A 17,781-nucleotide genomic window follows, 5' to 3' on the forward strand; every position below is an offset into this window, starting at 1 on the left:
GAAAGTATTCGTTTCTTGAAATTTTAACCACAATATATTGTGCATTTTATATTTGCATATAACAGCATATAGACAGCAAAGAGAAAAATTCTGAATACTTTCACAGTCTCTAACGCGAAACCGCCCTACTAATTATCTTCGGATTGATTTGATGACAGGGAGTTTTTACGCCGGATTATCGGCGTATTTTTATGCCGGGCGATTGTTATTTTTTACAGTCAATTTGCTGAAACGCAAACGTATCCTGTTGATTGGACGACAATTTGGTATTTTTAAACGGTTATTTTTTATCATCCTCCGAAAATGGAAAATCGACTTGTAACTATAGCCAAGCAATAGCGTCAGCATATTACGCCACATAATTCACCTAATCATCACTATGTAAAAAGACAACACAATGGACTTAAACGCTTCCAACCTGCAACTTGCCTTTGAGTGGCTCAAAAATATCCTGGAAGGACGCTTGCGTGTACATTTCGGACAAGCAGAAAACTTAGAGCTGCAACCGTTGAATTTCTATGCCGAAAACTCGTGGCTGCCCCAATTCATAGCCAGCCACAATCCCGGTTTTGAAGAGTTTGCGGTGCTGATGCTGGCTATCGTGCCACAACTGCAGCCCGGATTTTTCAGTAAAATTATCGCTGAACACTTCCCTGAAGGCGGTGATTTCCCCGAATTCGGTGGTGTCAAGGCTGCCAACCACCGGGGCATTCTCCCTACCGGTGAAACTGCGCAGTTTATTCTCGCAGGCGACAATCTTATACAACGCCTGGAGGTTCAGAGAATCCTGAGCAGCGAACATTGGTTTGCGCAAAAACGCATTCTCTGGCTTGAACCGGTGCGCGAAGGAGAACCGATGATGAGCGGCCGCTTGATCCTCGAGCCTGAAATTATTGAACAGCTTACCATCGGCGCCATCAGCAAGCCTCGTTTCAGCCTGGATTTTCCGGCAGAATACATCGATACCGAAATGGACTGGGATGATCTGGTGCTGCACCCCAATACTTTGCGGCAAATCCATGAAGTCGAAAATTGGATCAATCATAACGATACGCTACTGCATGACTGGGGCATGAAGAAAAAAATCAAACCCGGCTACCGTGCGTTATTTTACGGCCCCCCGGGTACGGGCAAAACCCTGACCGCCACGCTGCTGGGGAAGCATACCGGCAGAGACGTATTCCGTATCGACCTGTCGCGCGTGGTGTCCAAATATATCGGCGAGACGGAAAAAAACCTGTCGCGGCTGTTCGATAAAGCCGAAAACAAAAACTGGATTCTGTTCTTCGACGAAGCGGATGCGCTATTCGGCAAAAGAACCGACATCCGCGATGCGCACGACAAATATGCCAATCAGGAAGTCGCCTACCTGTTGCAACGAATCGAAAACCACAACGGTTTGGTCATTTTAGCGTCGAACAAACGCGCCAATATCGACGATGCATTTATTCGACGCTTTCAATCCATTATTCATTTCCCGATGCCCCGCCTCGAAGAGCGTCATAAAATTTGGGCCCAGACTTTTCCATCCCAAATCAAGATTGCGGATGATATCGACTGGCAACATGTTGCGGCCCGCTATGAACTGACGGGCGCAGGAATATTGAATATTGCTCATTATTGTTCTGTCGAGCTATTGGCATCCCAGTCAAGCACGCTAGATTTAAAGCAATTAGAATTCGCCATTCAGCGAGAGTTTGTTAAAGAAGGAAAAATCATATAGCCACTATGTTATATGCTGACATACCGTTATTAGCCCGGCATGGCATGAGCCGTAAAGGCAACCGCTGGGATAACAGTGTTTTAGGAAACTTCTTCCATACCTTGAAGACCGAGCTGGGGCTAGACAGGCGATATTTGAATATATTGAGGTCTTTTACAACCGCGAGCGGTTACACTCGGCAATGGCTATAGGCCGTTCGCAGGCTGCTAATCGCTGCATAAAGCGGCTTAACCGTATGTCCGGAAAAGTGTTGACGCATCGATACCGCGATTGTTTTTTCCATAAATAGGCGGGGTGATTCACGTTTAGCTTGCCGGACTATGTGGCCCCGTTTGTAGCCTTTGGTGGATAAATGAATCCGGCAAGAAAATTACTGTTTTAAAGGCATAAAAAAACCGACCACCCTTTCAGGCTCAGCCGGTTTTCTTGAAATTGGTGGAGGCGGCGGGAATTGAACCCGCGTCCGCAAGCACTCCGCCGTAAGGTCTACATGCTTATCCCGCGCTTTTAATTTAACTGTTGACTACCCGTCGGGCCAAGAGGATCAACAGCGATTTCGATTGGATTTAGCGCTTCGGACTCCGAACTAAGCCCTAACGCGATCTTATGTAATATGATCCCTGAATGTTCCGAAGAACTCTGCTCGCATAAGCACAAACAGTCAGAGAAGTGGTGCAGGTTTTAAGCTGCTAAAGCCACTGAGTAGTTTTCGTCGTTTGCGAATACTTTTTTTCTGTAGGATTTACGAGGTGTACAGTCCTCGGCATGCACTTAAGGTTTCGCTACCCACGTCGAAGCCAGGTCGCCCCCTTAACTTGCGTATTGTAATTGATAAGAGTCAATTTTGCTAAAAAGATTCCATTCATTTTAAAAAAATTTTCAGCTCTCTGAAAATCCTTTATCTAACTCTTATTCAATTAGCATTCGTGTCAAAAGGCCCTTGTCATCCCTGGATAGTTCCCGATGCTTATTATCAATCTTACAATGTTCAATAATGTCGGTGACCTGATTTACCTGCTCGGCATGTTGATGATTGAAAGTCTCTATAATTTCCGATACTTCGTATTCAATCATGCTGAGCCCGTTAATAAGTCCTTTGTGAAGGCCCTTTAAAGCAGTTTTTTCCAGCGAAGGTTTCATTTTCTTCAAAATAAAAAACGGCGTCAGCCAGGTAATGGCGATCAGCAAGGTACTGTGAATGGCGAAATTGACGCCCAGATATTCCTCATTGCCCGCGTTGCTGGTGTAATACACGGTGAACAGCTTGTAACCGACCCAGATGATAGCCGCGAGCGGCAGCACAATCTCGCATAAGCGCATGAATTTTAAAAAAGCGCGGTGCATGACATTGCCGGGATTGGCCAGCGCTTGCCGCACAGCCAACTCGCTCTCGCCCTGAATGATTTTCGATGCCTTCTCGCGGACCGGAGCTAACTGCTTTTTAAGCGGTGTAACCGGAATGCCTTGCTGATCAACATTCAGCACGAATTCGTCCAGGCTGTCATCAAATCGCGCACTTGCCCATTCATCCCACAACCGTATGTCCGAGCGGGTTGGCGAGTATTTGCCTGCGGCCGGATTGGTAATTAAATCGGCTGCGTGTTCGGCATAATAATTGGCCAGTTGCTGTATCGGCCAAACCATGCCTTGCTGCAGGATATCGGCGGTGCGTTGCCACTGTTCCTGCCACAGTTTCGGCGTCTGCTGCACAGCTTGACTGGAGCCAAGCAATGGCATCTGGCTTTGCAGTCTTTGCCTTAAGTCGTCCTTGCGGACCTGCAAGCCTCTTTGTTCAAGTTGCTCGATGACATGTTCGGTCGCCAACGATTCAATCGTGGCTTTTAACGATTCAAATTCATCGGCTTGCAGTTCTTCCGCGCAAACCGTCTTGAATATGATCGGTTCGTCAAACCCGGCCTTGTGCAATTGCTGCTTGAAATCTTCGAATTGGGCGGTCTGTCCCCTGTCCCACTGATTCAAAACAAACAGCCAGGCATGGCGGCCGCCTTCGGCGAGCAGCAGACGCCAAGCCTTTTCATCCCTGTAGCGTTCGGGGCTGACCACATAGACGAGCACGTCGATATGCGGCAACCATTCCAGAACCAGCTGTTTGTTGCTCTGCTCAGTGCTGTCAAAATCCGGCATATCGATCCAGATGATATTTTTTTTCGATTCCTCATCATGCTGGGCTATTTTAATACGGTCAATCGGCAGTTTTTCGGGCAGATGCTGTATGGCGACGCTGCGGTGATGGTACAGCGTAACTTCGCGCGATGTCGGACGCTCTACGCCGGTCCTGGCAATCGCCTGGCCGGCCAGGCGATTCAGCAGCGAGCTCTTGCCTACCCCGGTGCCCCCCATGAAGGCTACGATCAGAGGCCGGGAGCCGCTATGCGCGAACAGAGCGTCGGGCGTTCTTGCGTCGAACTCGCATAACTGCTTGGCAGACTCCTGGTTGATCCAGCCCGAAGCGGCGGCCTGCCCGGCCCAGCGTTTTGTTTGTTCTACTAAGTCAGAGTAATCGTAAGCCATGTCGCTTTTCTTTCAGTTGGTGTTCGGCCGCCTGCAACTGCTCAGGTGCAATATTAAACTGTGTAAGATGGGTTAACTGTTTGGGCAGCGCGGAAAGTTTACTACCCATGCCATCGATGAATAAGGACTGTTTGACGGTATTGAGCTGATGCTGTTTCAATTCCGCCTCGACCCTGTGCACATAGTTGCCGATAGCGCTTTCGGCCAGCAAGGACGTGACGGTCAGCATCGCCGGCGCAATAATCAGATCATGCATGCCTATGCCGCCGGTATTTAATGCCAGCGCAATAGCGGCCGCATCGGTGGTGACGCGCGTGGCCCGCAGACTGTTCAGAAGCACCGGTTTTTCCTGCAATTTGTGATACAGCTGTTGCGCTGTGTTTTCCACTTCCTGTTGAAAAGCGATATGGTAGCGTCTCGCAGCCTCGCTGAAATCCTGCAAAATATCCGAACGCTGACTGCGCAGCAGGCTGCTGGCTTCTTTCCACCATGGGTTCTGTCTGTTCTGTTCCGCTCTATCCAGGAGCCTATCCGCCATCTGAATCAACATATGCTCGGCGATTTGCTTTAACAGCGCGACTTCGTGGCTGCTGTCGGCGATATGTTGCCGTTTGCGTCCCAGCTTCATGATTTGCCTGATCGGCCAGGTCAAAACTCTGCGCGTGCCGGACAAAACACCGGCCAGGCCCGGTATCTCCAGTAAATTCAGCAACTGCGCCAGGGCATATTTAAAAGTCTCGTAATGATGCGGGTGATTCAGGTAATCGCGCTGATAACTCTCCAACGCCTGCTTGATCAGTTGATCGATCAGTTCCTGCCAGTCTTTTAAAGCTTGGTGCTCGGCGACGACCGGCTCGACCCAATATTGCCAGTTCTTCTGAAGCAATTCCTGCTCATAGCGTGCCTGCTTCTTATGATTGACCTTGTGGGCCATTTGAATAAGCAAGTTCTGCCGGGATTCCGGCCAGACCGGCATGCCCGTCTGTTTTTGATAATACAAGGGCACGACTTCGGGAAATTCATCATTTCTGGCGTGGCGCCATTTTTCTTTCAGTGAATGGATCAGCAATGATTCCGAGCCTTCAACGAGCTTATTAAGACAGATAACCGTCGGCTGATGCAGGTCTTCGAGTACAGCCATGATATCCCAGACCGACTGATCGGCATATTTTTCCTTGCTGACGGCCAGAATAATCATGTCGGCCAGTGCGATCGTCCTGATCAGGCCCTCGCGGTAATTCGCGGCATCTATCGAATCAAAATCAGGCGTATCCCAAAGGACGCTGGGCGGCAAATATTTTGAAACCGTGGTGTTTTCGGTCAATAAATAACAATCATAACGGTCTGTCCGGGCATGCGCCTGCTGCAGCTGCTGGAATCGGCCGAAATAACGCTGCAAGTCGCTGCAATCCTTCGGACTGATGTCGTTGCAAAAGCCTTCGGGATGCACAGTATAGCCTGCCAAGGGGCTTACGCCGGCCACATTGCTGTTTAATAACAGGTTAACCAGTGAACTCTTTCCTGCTTGGGTCGGACCAATAACAGTAATCTGCAAAGGGTATTCAGGGGTAGATGCGATAAGCTGGCCTTTACGCATAAAGGCTTCCGCCAGAAGAAGCTGATCTATCCGCTGTTGATAACTTGTTTTGGCAGATTCATTGCCGGGTTGACTCAAAACGGCCTGGTAACGCTGTTTTAATAATTGGATAAATTCCAGCATAGAAAGTTAGCTTGGGTTTATAATAACCCACCATTTTACTTTGTTTGGTGACAGGGTGTAATGCAATAATTATAACTAACGCAACTTGGACCTGAACTTAACTTCGAGGTTATCTTATGAAGAAACTATATGCTCTGCTGATTATTCTTTCCTGCACAACCTTAATTGCCTGCAGCAACGGCATGAAAATAAACGGCCACAATGCCCGTACGGCTTATAAATCCGTCAAAGTAATCAAAAATCGCTTGCCTGCCGAGCAACGCATTGAATTTGAAGTCTCTTTCTGGACTATCCGCGATTCTTTCAAAGATGACGATGAATTCCTTGCAAAGGTTGACGGCAAAGAACCCCAAGAAGTCATCAATTTAGGCAAGGAACTTTATCAGGAACGTAAAAATGCCGGCGCTGAAGCCTATAAGCAATATTCAAGCTGGGACGAAATGATTGCCAAATTCGGCCAGGAACGAATAGACCAGGAAAAGAGCCGAAAGGAAGATCCTCGTGACAAAGCAAACAATGTCCTCTATAAGTTGAAATAAGACTATCAATATCCTTTATAAACCATAATCTCATCGGCTAGGCAGCGCTTTTTGTTCAACCAGCGTTGAAACAAACTGATTCGCCTCGGCAATGGTTTGCTCCATGGCATGAATCAACTGCGATATGTCTATGCCGATTTCAATAAACTCATGCCTCAATGCCGCAATTGCCTGGGCATTGAGGTTATGTTTCAAGTACAGCACCTGATCCTTGAATGCCAGTAGCACCGGCTGGATTTTGGCTTCAGCTCTGCGCATGGATTTGATCAACCGGGCATAATTTTGTCTGGCCGCCTTCAGCTGTTGCCTGCTCAGATTGCGCAAGGAGCGGTTCGTATATTCATCCAGCTCCCTTTCCCACTCGATAAACAGCGCTTCACTGACATCTTCTATTGCTCTGATTCTGTCGCTGACGGCCTCGGATTTGGTGCGGCAGAACTGATATTGCCTGTTCAGCAGATTGTATTTATGGTCCAGCGTGGTCTCGCTGACGGTGACCAGCGACTTAAAACGCTCCAGCGCATCCTGAAACTCATCCCGGGTATCCTGCAAACTGACGCAGGCCTGCTCGACCTGGGAAACGACGATGGTGCGCTTGTGATCGCCTATCGATTCCCTGGCGCTGTAATAAACGTTGCGGAATTTTTTTGAAAAAAAACGGCTGAGCGAATCGAATGATTTTTTTACCAGAAAGCTCGTGAACGATTTGTTGTATTCAGACATTGGAAACTTCGATGATTAATGATTTTTACTGTAAACGGCGCCTGCGCTATAAAACCGCAAAACGCCTTATCGACAATGCCTTGCTCGGCAAGTTTATCAATGTCGAGATCGGCGTCAATTACCGCTGACTTTACCAGAATCAGCTCGTCCGCCGAAAGCATCGCGGCTAGCCAGGCGGCCAGACTATCCGATGTAATGTCCCAACTGGCTTGGATTCCCGCCTTATCAAGCTCGGCAATATCGGGCGACCAGATCACCGTCTTCTGCCGCGCCGACTGCGCCTGGATGCCGGCAATTGAACCTGCGATTGAAAAAGCAGGCTTGAGCCCTTTAAACAGCAAAGCCATCTGCTGCATGGCCAGCAGCGCCATCGCATGCGCCACGCCATCATCAAACCGCCAGTGCTGCTGGGCCAGTCTGACCTGGTCGGCAAAAGCGCCGCCGCCGGGCACAATCACCACACCATCGGCATATTTCCGCTCGATCGCGTTCAGGCACGCAACCAGCACGCCCGATTCGGCCAGACTGCCGCCCAGCTTGATAACGATCATTTCTGTCTGAACCGCCGCAGCAGTTTGATCATGGCCGCCGCCTTGTCAAAGCATTCCTGATATTCATCTTCCATGACCGAATCATTGACGATGCCGCCGCCCGCCCAAAAGCGGATCGTGTTTTCCGAATGCACCAGCGTTCTGATCGCGATATTGGTATCCATATTGCCGTCAAAGCCCAGGTAGCCGATGGATCCGCAATAAACGCCGCGCCGGTTGGGCTCGAGCTCTTCAATGACTTCCATGGCGCGAATCTTGGGCGCGCCGGTAATCGAACCGCCCGGGAAACAGCTTCTCAGCAAATCCAACGCATGCTGATCGTCAGCCAGCTCGCCCGTAACGGTACTGACCAAATGATGCACGGTGGCGTAACTTTCCACATCGAACAGAACCGGCACCTTGACCGAACCCTTTTTACAGGTCTTGCTGAGATCATTGCGCAGCAGATCGACAATCATGACATTTTCGGCCCGGTCTTTCTTGCTGTTTTTAAGCTCCTGTATCTGCTGCTGATTTTCCACGGCATCCTGTTTGCGCGGACGCGTGCCCTTGATCGGCTTAGTCTCCACGACACCGTTCATCACCTTCAAAAAACGCTCCGGCGATGAACTGAGAATCTGCGCTTCGGGCAGGTTCAGATAGCCGCTGAACGGTGCGGCATTCAATTCGCGCAATGCCAGATAGGCTGTCCAGGGATCGCCTTTACAGTCGGCAGCGAAACGCTGGGTCAGGTTGACCTGATAGCAATCGCCCTCTTTCAGGTAATGCTTGATGCGGTAAAAAGCCTTGGCATAGGCCTCCTTGTCCATATTGGCTTTAATATCGCTGAGCACATTGAACAACTGATCATGACGCTCTGTCGGCAACGCGCTGAACTGCTCGATTAAAGCCTGCCATTTTCGAGCGCCATCGACATGCCCCACCAGTGCGCTTTTTTGCTGTTCATGATCGACAATGACCGCCCATTCATAAATGCCGACCGCCATTTCGGCGATATGCTCGGCATCTTCAGCGATCACAGGCAATTTCTCCAGGCGTCGAGCCAGATCATACGAGAAATAACCGATAGCGCCGCCGTTGAAAGGCAAGCCTTCAATGACCGGAAAATCCGCGCTTAACTGCTGCTTGACCAATACAAACGGATCCTCAGAAGACTGCACAGATACGCCATTGCGCGTAATCTCGGTCGTATCGCCATGCGTGACCAGCGTGCATACGGGATCGGCCGCAATAATATCGTAACGGCCCTGCTGGCTGTAAGGATAACCGCTATCGAGAAAAACCGACCAGGGACGGCCGGCAAGCGGCGCAAAAAGCTCTGCACTGTTTTTGAAATAAGGAAGCGGGAAATGAAGTTGTTTCGATGACGACATTTAGGTTGTGTCTTATTGGCTAAACGGATCAGCAAGCGGCGCACTCGCAGCGCAACCGGTTGAATGGATTTTTGAAGGGCATCGACAAATGGATATTCTGATTGGATGAAATTTTATAACAGTCGTTCTATTTAACAAAGCTCTCCGGCCAGACGGGCAACGGCAACAGCCGGCGCGCAGTCGGCTGGGGACAACCCTGTCCGGGCAGCCGATATCTGAAACAAATCGCTGAAATCAACGTAAGAGTAGCCCAGATTCAATGCGATCTGCCTGACCAGAAAACGCCCTACCCCGGCGCCTATAAACGGGCTGCTTTGAGCAAGATCATGGCGGGATAATTGTCTTTCGCAGCTCCGCTGGATTTTTTGCAGCTGCTGCGAACGGACATGGCGGGCGAATTGCTGCCAGCGCGGCAGTTCGTCAGCATTAAAATCACAGCCTATCATGCGCGACAGCCGCCTGGCGCTGGCCATGACGGTCTTTTCTCCGCCGTCGGCCGTTTCGGTTTGGTCATGCAATTCATCAAGTTCGCCTGTGACGCGATAGACATCGGCCATTGTGGCGAAATATTCGGCCATCAAGCCGACTTTGTGCCCCTTATCGAACGCCGTTTGCGCGACCGCCATCACAGCCGTTCTGACGATGCCGGTATAAACAAGCTCCCCGGAGATCAGGCGCTGGTAGTCGGTGTACCCTGCCGCTTGCACCTGTCTGTCCTGGAGCGGCAAAATATCGGTCGTGGTGCTGCCTATGTCGACAAACAGGCCGCTTTCAAGCTTCCGAGCGGCAAATGCAGCACTGGCCAGCCAGTTGGCGGATGCGATCGCTTCATAATACCTGTCATCAACAGCTTGAAGATCGAGCATGCCCTCTTTACCGGCGAAAATCCGGATTTTGCCTTCGGGGAGCAGTTCTTTCATGGCCTTGATGATTTGCCTGACGCCATCATCCCTGCTCGCGAATAAATCGACCAATTCGCCGGTCATGGTAACGGCGTGCAGATACTGAGCCACAGGTAACTGCGACAAGATCGCGCCGACAGCCTGATGCAATTGTTCCATCCCCTTCCATAACGGACAGGCTTGCTGAAACACATCGATAATGTCGCCGGCTTCATCGACCACAGCCGCCTTGACATGAGCTCCGCCGATATCCCAGCCGATTATATTAAGCTGCATCTGTCTCCCTTACCTTTACTGCAATTGATTGACTGCGCACCGGATGTATCCGCGGCTCGCCGTTCAGCATCTGCAAGACCTGCTCGGCGACATTAACGCCCAGACCATTGTAAATGCCCGTGAATGACGTGGTCAGGCGCGGGTTTATTTCCAGCACATAGATCTGCTCTGCGGTTTCTATCAGATCGATGCCCGCATACCCCCACAATTCAGGAAAAGCTTGGGCTATAGCCTGCACTAACTCCCGGTACGGAGTAAAGTCAGTCCTGTAATTAACTACGCATTCGGTTAACTGATATTGCTTATTGATGATCTCGAAGCGCTGCAGATTAACGCATAACAGCCAGCCTTGGCCCTGACTGAACAGACAGGACAAGCTGGTTTTTTCACCTTGAATATGAGGCTGGAAAATAAACCGGGCTTTATCCGGCAACTGTGACGAAATCACCGCGAAATCCTGCCGGTCTTCAATCAGATAACTTTCCGCACAGCCTACGCCGTCAATGGATTTGACGATCCATTCTCCGGGATGGTATTCGGCGGTATCGAACAAGCGCGTCGCAACGGTCGCGATATCGTGCTGCAGGAGCCGTTCATAAGTCCTGAGTTTATTGCCGGTCAAGGCCACGGCATTGGCTGGCGATGTCAATAAAATCCTGCCCGCCTGCTCAACCCTTTGGCACAATGCCTGTAAAATCCCGTCGAATTCCGGCGCAACCGGCCATACCGCATCGCACTGTCCGACCAGGTGCGAAAATTCTTCCGTAACGTCGTTCTCCGGCTTGATGACAACCGTAGCGCCGCCGGTATTGACTGATCCAAGCAACCGTTCATCGAGCATCACAACCAGCTCGATGCCGTCTATTGCCGCCAGATTATCGAGCAAAGCCTGCAGCATTAGGCCGCCTTCGCGCGCCAGCGAACCAGGCAAGGTCTGCTTATTAAAGCCGCCGCCCGTGATATACTCAAATACCAGAATTTTCACAATTTAAACGATCAACAAGAGATTAGCCGTTCAAGGCCATGAATTAATTTGCCTATTGTACCATTTACCGCACCCTCCTGTTTTACGGCATAACAGTTATCCATGAAAATTATCCCGGTCATCGATTTGAAAGACGGCGTTGTCGTGCACGCCAGACAAGGCAGACGCGACCAATATCAGCCCATTAATACCCGCTTATGCAGCTCACCGGATATTGATAGTGTTATCGAAGCATTTTTAAATCTTCATGATTTCTCTACTTTTTACATTGCCGACCTTAATGCGATTACGCATCAAGGCAATCATGAACAATTAATTGATGAAGTGCTGGCTCGTTTCCCGAAACTGACATTCTGGGTGGATAGCGGCTATCAGAATCATAGCCAACGCAGAGGCCTACCCGACAATTATATGCCGGTGCTGGGCAGCGAATCTTTTCAAGATGAAACAATCGGCGAAATCAAGGCTTTCGGCAACAACTTTATTCTGTCTCTGGATTATTCGTCATCCAGTGCGCTGGGGGCAAGATCCTTGTTCAGCAGCCCGAGCCTGTGGCCCGATCACATTATCATCATGACGCTGGCGCGCGTGGGCAGTCATAGCGGCCCTGATCTGGACAAATTGGCTCAGTTTTGCAGGCAATACCCGGACAAAAACTTTATTGCCGCAGGCGGCGTCAGGAATAAGCAGGATTTAATGGATTTAAATGAAATAGGCGTGAAACAGGCGCTGGTCGCAAGCGCGCTGCATTCAGGGCACCTGAGCGCCGACGACATCAAAAACCTTCAGGCAAAAAAATACCCCGACGAGTCGGGGTATTTTTAACATTCTCAGTAACTAAATAAATCTTAGTTGGCAGCGAATGGATGAACAGCAGTAGCTTTGCCTTCAACAACTTCTTTAGCTGTAGGCAGGCCAGCAACAGCGCGAGCGATAGCTTCTTTAGTAGCTTCGTAGTTGTACTGTTGGATTTTAGCGTCGTCTTCAGCAGCCCAGTGGATGAATACGCCAACAGAGATAAACAGATCGTCAGCTTCGTTAGCTGGGATTGTGCCGTTTTCTACACTGTCAGCAACAGCCATAGCAACACCACGTTGTGCTGGACCAAACATTTGAACTGCTTGCTTAGAACCTTTGATTGTTACTTTGTTGAACATAACAGTAGAAGGTTTAACCATCAGGTTAGGAGCAACAACTGCCAGCAGGCTAGAGAAGCCGTCTTTGTTGTTTGTTAAAGTGTTAGCAAACGCAGTTTCAGCAGCTGAACCTCTTGGGCCGATGATCAGGTCGATGTGAGCAACTTCGTTGCCTTCGCCAACTAATGATTCACCAACGCGTAAGTTATTAATTTTAGCCATGCTTGATTTTCCCCTGTGTAGAAAAAAATGATAAAGATTAGATTAAATCTAAGGACATCAAATGTCAGATTATTTGCTTTTAAACAAATTCGTTGTTGAAGATTGATCAAAAGCGATTAAAGCTTTCCAATCAAATCCTCTAAAAATACTGTCAGTACTGTCGCCACAGTTAAATCGGCCGTTGTACCCGGGTTAATCCCATTGAGTTTGAACTCCTGATCGATACGATAAAGCAACGGTTTAAGCTGCTCCGGATCATCAGTTTTGGATAACTCCTCACTAACCAGAGCCATCCTGGTCGCAACCATTTCAGAGTATCGATTTCCATATTTTCTTTCGATGTGGCTGTCAGGGAATCGACTGAGCAAATCGGCATATACTGCTACCGCAGCCCAATTTCGGTCTCCCCACCGATCAAAAACGACATTATACCTCAAAACTGAAAAATCGAAAATATCTTTATAATCCGTCACGTATTGCAGCGCGATGCGATCTTTGGCGCTGGCTATTTTCATGGCCTCCGTCAAAGTCACGGAGGGTTTCTCATGAACATCCTGCTCCTCGGACTCGCCCAATCCGCCCGGCGATGCCAACGCGATGGCCTTGAACACCCAATCGGCATCCTCCACCGTTGTATTGGCAACGACACGGTGCACGGCCTGCCTGAGCGTCACGCCCGGACCGCAATAATTGACTGCCTGAACCAGCGGCGCGCAAAGCAGAAGAATACCCAGATTGGTATTGCAGCCCACCGCCGTCCGCGTCGCCTTGACGGCATAATAGATTTTCTCGCCCAACGAATAATCGGGATCGCAGAGAGGGCCAGCACTGACCTCGGCGCTGGCAATGAAGTCTGCCACGGTCATGTCATGACCATCGGCATAAATACTGACATTGCCGGGCTTGAAGGCCTCCAGTTCCACTTCGCAGGCCAATCGGTACAGATCACTGAGTTGCTTTGCAGAAATCATGAAACAGCCGCAATAACTTCAGGCTTGTTTTTATTGATGCGCCGGGTTATCAAATCGTCTGCCAGCAATTCGGCGATATTGACCTCGCAAACGCTTTGCAGCCCTTTCCAGGCCGGGATGCTATTCATTTCGATCACGGTGTAATTGCCTTCCCTGTCGCGGATAATATCCACGCCGGCATAATCCATAGCCAGCGCCTGTGTCGCCTTGACGGCCAGATCGGCCATTTTGGGGTCCAGATCGATCACTTCGCATTCAGCACCGCGCGCAACGTTATTCAGCCAGGACTTGCCGCGCCTGCGCATGGCTGCAACCGCACGGCCGTTAATGACAAAAACGCGATGATCCGAATAGCCTACACCATCGCAATGCACAAAACGCTGCAAATAATAAACGCCGTGACTGCTTGTCAACCAGAACAGGTCGGTCGTTTTTTCGATGCGCCGGATGCCTTCGCCTTGCGAGCCGAACAGCGGCTTGCTGATCAGCAAATTGCCTTTTTTCAATTCGTCTTCGGCAATACTTAAAGCCAATTCCCTGTCCCGCAATATCCAGGTCATCGGCGTAGGCAGCCCCGCATTGTGCAGCAAGAAACTGGTCATGCCCTTGTCGACGCTGCGCTCAACAGCCTTTCCGTCGTTGTAGACAGGGATATTCATTTCCTTCAAGGCATGCAGAACGTCCAGATACATCACGACCTCTTCCAGCGAGCCGCCCGGCACCCCGCGGACAAAAACCGCATCGGGCAGCGCCTGCTCGAAACCGGGAATCAAAACCGGAATTCGACCGGGCTCGATGGCGAACTTGCATTCGGTTAACGAAGCATATTCGCAACTGTAACCCCGACTGGTGAAAGCAAGACGCAACTGCTTGCCGTGCCAACCCGGATCATCGGTAAAAATTGCTATGCGACCCACACACATACTCTCAAAAAAGGAAAGTCGGATTAAACAACCCGATAGAGGCCGCGAAGCGCCTTGACGCTTCGCGGCAAGATGATCTGGCGTTAGGCGCCGAATGACTGATCCAGCAAGGCATTGTCGAGCTTGCCGGCACGAAAGCTTTTGCCGGACTCGACCGCTGTCACGATCACGCTGGCCGGACTGAACAGCATGGCGTCGATTTTAAAGAAATCGTATTCATACTGTTTGAAGATATCGGCGAAAGGCTTGCCGTAATCCTTGGATGTCGAGCTGGGCAATTCTTTCGCCAGTTTTTCGGCGGCCTCGTCGCTGCCTTTGACGAAAATATGCACCTGGCCTGCGAACAGGATGGCGTCGTTCGTGCGACCCATGGCCTTGACGAAGTTCGGATGAGGAGGGCAAATCGGCGCGCTGCCGCTGCCGTCAACGATGTTTTCCAATGGAAAGTGCAAAGCGTGGGCTTTGTGCATGGCCACTTCCAGCACACGCGCCACGACCTGAACGCCGCCGGCCAGACTGCTGGTGGGCGTCACGATAATCGTCAGCTTGGACGGATCGACCTTACAGGCGGCCGCGACTTTTTCAATCAGTTCGACGGGTGGAATCGCATCGTTCTCGATGACCAGAACCGTTGAATCGGCTTCATCACGATAATCCAGCTCCTTGTAAAGCTCTTCAACCGATTCCTCTTTGCCGTCTTTGACTTTGGTCGCCATGGCGCGGGCAGGACCTGAACCCAGCGCATAATATTTTTCATGCGACAGGCTCCAGCCCGCGTACTGGCTGCCCAGACAGCCCAGCACCGGATTGCCGGTATGCACGTTGACGGTCAATGGCCAGTTAGTTGTGTAAGGGCTGTGGCTGATGGTGACGGTACCCATGCCGCCGAGGCAGATTTCAGCAATCAGGCGGCCGGCTTCGATGCCGCCCGGCACTTTGATTCCGGCATCAACGATAGTGCAGCCATTTGCCAGTTTTTCCACATGCACTCTTAATTTGTCGGCGTTATCAATCAGTTGCTTGACTAATGGCTGGGTCAATTTATTAACGCTTGCTGTATATTCCATATCGGTCGATACCTTAATGTAATTTATTAACTATAATCTGATGTCTAATCGACAGCGCTTCCAAAACCTGCTGCGATTTTTCTGCGTGCGCAATAATACTGCAAATCGGCTGTTTTGCGCCAATTAATGCGCCTGATTCCGGTAGATCCATGCACCAGGACGGCCATTCGAATACTTTAGGAATGCGCAGATCCGACAACGCGTAAACAATCTGATAACCCGCACAGCCGGTTTGTACAGCGGGATAATCGATCAATTCACCCTGGCTGGCTCTGACATGCCTTGCCAATAAGTCCTGATCGTACAATTGCATGCTGGCCGGCGGCCGCGCATTGATTTCCAGTACATGGCATCGCCCTTCGGCCTGTATGAAATCGAGAGAATTCAAACCCTTCAGCGCAAAAGCCGGCACGAGCTTTTCCAGCCAGTCCGCCACAAGAACTTTATGCTCATCCGGCAATCGGCTATCGCTGATGATGCCCGAGAAAACGAAAGCCTGCCCGTCATCCAAGGCCACGGTCCATTGCCTGTTAAAACCGATAATTTGCATATTGCGGCCATCCGCCAAAAACAACACGGAGCTTGACTCGCCTTCAATATAGCGCTGCCAGTAAACCGCCGCTGAAAGTTCACCTTCAGCATGCCAGCGGTGAATGCCTAAGCCGCCCGCCCCCTGCAGCGGCTTTATCAGCCAACCTTTTTCCGATGCCGGGGCGGTAAAGGAAACGCCCGGACAGGAAATATTCAGCTCATTCAGGCATGAAAAAAACGTTTGTTTATGCTGGATTCTTGTAAAGGCATCGGCTCCATTACCGAGAATTTCCAACCGATCCTCCAGATAGCCCAGACTGTCCGGGCAGTATTCAAAGCCGCTGCCATAAACAACGTGAGCAACACCATAGCGCTCGATAAAATACTCCACAGCGGCCGTTATATCGGCTCTGGACAATGAATCGACCCGCCGATAAGCTTCGGCGCAGGCTTGCGTATCCTGATCGGCAAAACGGTCAATGACCAGGGGCTTCAGACCCGCCGCTTTAGCGGCTTGCGTCAACATGCGCGCCGAACTGGCGATAATGAGGATATATTCAGGGATAACAGGATCGGCCGCCACCGGAGCGAAGACGGCTTCTACATGACGAAAATATCGCCACCGCTATTGCGGGCGCTGGCGACAATGAAGCTCAAATTTTCAAAATGCGCAAATTCCTGTCTGGCATGTCTGACCAGAGACTCTGCAAAGTGCCCGCCATCCACGGCGCAAAATCCGGTAGGCCCCCAGGAGGTCTGACCGATAGCGACAGCGCCTTGCCGGTCAAGCCATTCCATCGCTTCGGCCACTTCCGAGCTGGTGAAAATGCCGCCCTGCGCCGGAGCAAAATACTCGCCAACCGATCTTTGCAGCTGCGTGATGACATCGCCGAACTTGACTATGTCCTTCTCGGCCACAGCCGGCAAGCCCTGCATCAGCAGCAGATAACACAAGCGCGCGGCTTCCTGCACAGGAAACGAAGGCAACGACTCAAAAGCCTGGATTTCCTGCTGGCCGTGCAGTCCCTGCCCGCGCTGATCGAAAACCAAAATAAAACGCCAGTCGTCCGGCACATCCATATGCGCCAGAACCGGCGGCGTGATCGTTTTTTCACCTCTGCCGCCGTCGACGACCAGCCCGCCCTGCTCGAAGACGCCGATGCCGATGCCGGAGCGCATGCCTCTGTCGGTCAGTTGCGCAATTTCCCTGACAGTCAGCCCCAAGCCGTAAAATTCATTCAGCGCAGCCCCTATCGCCAAAGACATCTGCGTGCCCGAGCCCAGCCCGACATGCTCGGGGATAGCCGCTTCAATCGTGATATTGAGCCTGTCGGATACCTGCAGCATACGGCACAGCATGGCCGCGCATTTGGCAGCGCGCTGTGCGGCCGGGCCCGTGACGGTGAATTGCTCGGCGAAAGTCATTGACAAGCGCGTGCTGATTTCATTAAGCGCAATGCCGATGCTGCCGAAATGGCGGCCCAATGATCCGCTTAAATCGATAAACCCCATATGCAATCTCGCAGGGGCAATCACTGATACTTTAGAATGTTGTACTTTCAAAAGTTAAAATCGCTTGTGGCTTGATAAGTGACGAAAATTATACA

16 protein-coding genes, 1 other RNA gene and 1 pseudogene are annotated in these 17,781 nt (G+C 50.7%); 4 read left to right on the forward strand and 14 right to left on the reverse strand.

Going from position 1 to position 17,781, the window contains the following annotated elements:
• Positions 1–397: 397 nt before the first annotated feature.
• Positions 398–1,723 carry an ATP-binding protein gene (locus IT781_RS11585; protein WP_194970320.1) on the forward strand — a complete coding sequence of 442 codons (1,326 nt, stop codon included), beginning with the start codon at positions 398–400 and terminating at the stop codon, positions 1,721–1,723.
• Between the two features lie 44 nt (positions 1,724–1,767).
• Positions 1,768–2,012 (forward strand): annotated as a pseudogene (locus IT781_RS22325) (hypothetical protein); the annotation flags it as partial.
• 144 nt (positions 2,013–2,156) lie between these two features.
• Here IT781_RS22325 and ssrA read toward each other — a convergent pair.
• From ssrA to IT781_RS11605, 3 genes are all read right to left on the reverse strand, one after another.
• Positions 2,157–2,533: a transfer-messenger RNA gene (gene ssrA, locus IT781_RS11595) on the reverse strand.
• Positions 2,534–2,632: 99 nt separating this feature from the next.
• On the reverse strand, positions 2,633–4,255 hold the full coding sequence (locus tag IT781_RS11600) for a GTPase (RefSeq protein WP_194970321.1): 1,623 nt from the start codon (positions 4,253–4,255) through the stop codon (positions 2,633–2,635).
• The gene (locus IT781_RS11605; protein WP_194970322.1) at positions 4,236–5,975 is read right to left on the reverse strand and encodes a GTPase domain-containing protein; all 1,740 of its coding nucleotides are present in this window, start codon (positions 5,973–5,975) and stop codon (positions 4,236–4,238) included. Before IT781_RS11605 ends, IT781_RS11600 begins: the two co-directional genes overlap by 20 nt.
• A gap of 116 nt (positions 5,976–6,091) precedes the next feature.
• Here IT781_RS11605 and IT781_RS11610 point away from each other — a divergent pair, with 116 nt between their 5' ends.
• A complete protein-coding gene (locus tag IT781_RS11610; protein ID WP_194970323.1) occupies positions 6,092–6,514 on the forward strand; it encodes a hypothetical protein in 423 nt (140 codons plus the stop codon).
• A gap of 30 nt (positions 6,515–6,544) precedes the next feature.
• Here IT781_RS11610 and IT781_RS11615 read toward each other — a convergent pair whose 3' ends face one another.
• From IT781_RS11615 to IT781_RS11635, 5 genes are all read right to left on the reverse strand, one after another.
• Entirely contained in the window at positions 6,545–7,237 is a 693-nt protein-coding gene (locus IT781_RS11615) for a DUF2959 domain-containing protein (protein ID WP_194970324.1), read from the reverse strand.
• On the reverse strand, positions 7,198–7,788 hold the full coding sequence (locus IT781_RS11620; RefSeq protein ID WP_194970325.1) for a uridylate kinase: 591 nt from the start codon (positions 7,786–7,788) through the stop codon (positions 7,198–7,200). The genes IT781_RS11615 and IT781_RS11620 overlap by 40 nt, the downstream gene beginning before the upstream one ends.
• Complete coding sequence (pabB, locus tag IT781_RS11625; protein ID WP_194970326.1) at positions 7,785–9,161, reverse strand: aminodeoxychorismate synthase component I; 1,377 nt, start codon at positions 9,159–9,161, stop codon at positions 7,785–7,787. The genes IT781_RS11620 and pabB overlap by 4 nt, the downstream gene beginning before the upstream one ends.
• A gap of 131 nt (positions 9,162–9,292) precedes the next feature.
• Positions 9,293–10,339, reverse strand: coding sequence for a hydantoinase/oxoprolinase family protein (locus IT781_RS11630; protein WP_194970327.1), 1,047 nt, complete (start codon positions 10,337–10,339; stop codon positions 9,293–9,295).
• Entirely contained in the window at positions 10,329–11,324 is a 996-nt protein-coding gene (locus tag IT781_RS11635; protein ID WP_194970328.1) for an ATP-grasp domain-containing protein, read from the reverse strand. Before IT781_RS11635 ends, IT781_RS11630 begins: the two co-directional genes overlap by 11 nt.
• A 102-nt stretch (positions 11,325–11,426) precedes the next feature.
• Here IT781_RS11635 and IT781_RS11640 point away from each other — a divergent pair, with 102 nt between their 5' ends.
• Positions 11,427–12,149: a HisA/HisF-related TIM barrel protein gene (locus IT781_RS11640; protein WP_194970329.1), complete on the forward strand. Its 723-nt coding sequence runs from the start codon at positions 11,427–11,429 to the stop codon at positions 12,147–12,149.
• Positions 12,150–12,172: 23 nt separating this feature from the next.
• Here IT781_RS11640 and fae read toward each other — a convergent pair whose 3' ends face one another.
• From fae to IT781_RS11670, 6 genes are all read right to left on the reverse strand, one after another.
• Positions 12,173–12,682 (reverse strand): formaldehyde-activating enzyme, encoded by a 510-nt coding sequence (fae, locus tag IT781_RS11645; RefSeq protein WP_027157908.1) that lies wholly within the window; start codon positions 12,680–12,682, stop codon positions 12,173–12,175.
• Positions 12,683–12,798: 116 nt separating this feature from the next.
• Entirely contained in the window at positions 12,799–13,653 is an 855-nt protein-coding gene (locus IT781_RS11650) for a triphosphoribosyl-dephospho-CoA synthase (RefSeq protein ID WP_194970330.1), read from the reverse strand.
• Positions 13,650–14,570 (reverse strand): RimK family alpha-L-glutamate ligase, encoded by a 921-nt coding sequence (locus tag IT781_RS11655; RefSeq protein ID WP_194970331.1) that lies wholly within the window; start codon positions 14,568–14,570, stop codon positions 13,650–13,652. Before IT781_RS11655 ends, IT781_RS11650 begins: the two co-directional genes overlap by 4 nt.
• Before the next feature lie 89 nt (positions 14,571–14,659).
• The gene (mch, locus tag IT781_RS11660) at positions 14,660–15,643 is read right to left on the reverse strand and encodes a methenyltetrahydromethanopterin cyclohydrolase (protein ID WP_194970332.1); all 984 of its coding nucleotides are present in this window, start codon (positions 15,641–15,643) and stop codon (positions 14,660–14,662) included.
• 13 nt (positions 15,644–15,656) lie between these two features.
• On the reverse strand, positions 15,657–16,757 hold the full coding sequence (locus IT781_RS11665; RefSeq protein ID WP_370526989.1) for an ATP-grasp domain-containing protein: 1,101 nt from the start codon (positions 16,755–16,757) through the stop codon (positions 15,657–15,659).
• A gap of 17 nt (positions 16,758–16,774) precedes the next feature.
• Positions 16,775–17,686 (reverse strand): beta-ribofuranosylaminobenzene 5'-phosphate synthase family protein, encoded by a 912-nt coding sequence (locus IT781_RS11670; RefSeq protein ID WP_228779094.1) that lies wholly within the window; start codon positions 17,684–17,686, stop codon positions 16,775–16,777.
• Between the last annotated feature and the right edge of the window lie 95 nt (positions 17,687–17,781).

The sequence above is a fragment of the Methylobacter sp. BlB1 genome, assembly GCF_015476545.1.
Lineage (GTDB): Bacteria > Pseudomonadota > Gammaproteobacteria > Methylococcales > Methylomonadaceae > Methylobacter.

Bases quoted from the DNA above. Each gene is read 5' to 3' on its own strand.
- IT781_RS11650 (WP_194970330.1), bottom strand. From the start codon at position 13,653: ATGATTTCTGCAAAGCAACTCAGTGATCTGTACCGATTGGCCTGCGAA.
- IT781_RS11640 (WP_194970329.1), top strand. From the start codon at position 11,427: ATGAAAATTATCCCGGTCATCGATTTGAAAGACGGCGTTGTCGTGCAC.
- IT781_RS11620 (WP_194970325.1), bottom strand. From the start codon at position 7,788: ATGATCGTTATCAAGCTGGGCGGCAGTCTGGCCGAATCGGGCGTGCTG.
- pabB (WP_194970326.1), bottom strand. From the start codon at position 9,161: ATGTCGTCATCGAAACAACTTCATTTCCCGCTTCCTTATTTCAAAAAC.
- fae (WP_027157908.1), bottom strand. From the start codon at position 12,682: ATGGCTAAAATTAATAACTTACGCGTTGGTGAATCATTAGTTGGCGAA.
- IT781_RS11605 (WP_194970322.1), bottom strand. From the start codon at position 5,975: ATGCTGGAATTTATCCAATTATTAAAACAGCGTTACCAGGCCGTTTTG.
- IT781_RS11615 (WP_194970324.1), bottom strand. From the start codon at position 7,237: ATGTCTGAATACAACAAATCGTTCACGAGCTTTCTGGTAAAAAAATCA.
- IT781_RS11585 (WP_194970320.1), top strand. From the start codon at position 398: ATGGACTTAAACGCTTCCAACCTGCAACTTGCCTTTGAGTGGCTCAAA.
- mch (WP_194970332.1), bottom strand. From the start codon at position 15,643: ATGGAATATACAGCAAGCGTTAATAAATTGACCCAGCCATTAGTCAAG.
- IT781_RS11600 (WP_194970321.1), bottom strand. From the start codon at position 4,255: ATGGCTTACGATTACTCTGACTTAGTAGAACAAACAAAACGCTGGGCC.
- IT781_RS11610 (WP_194970323.1), top strand. From the start codon at position 6,092: ATGAAGAAACTATATGCTCTGCTGATTATTCTTTCCTGCACAACCTTA.
- IT781_RS11670 (WP_228779094.1), bottom strand. From the start codon at position 17,686: ATGGGGTTTATCGATTTAAGCGGATCATTGGGCCGCCATTTCGGCAGC.
- IT781_RS11630 (WP_194970327.1), bottom strand. From the start codon at position 10,339: ATGCAGCTTAATATAATCGGCTGGGATATCGGCGGAGCTCATGTCAAG.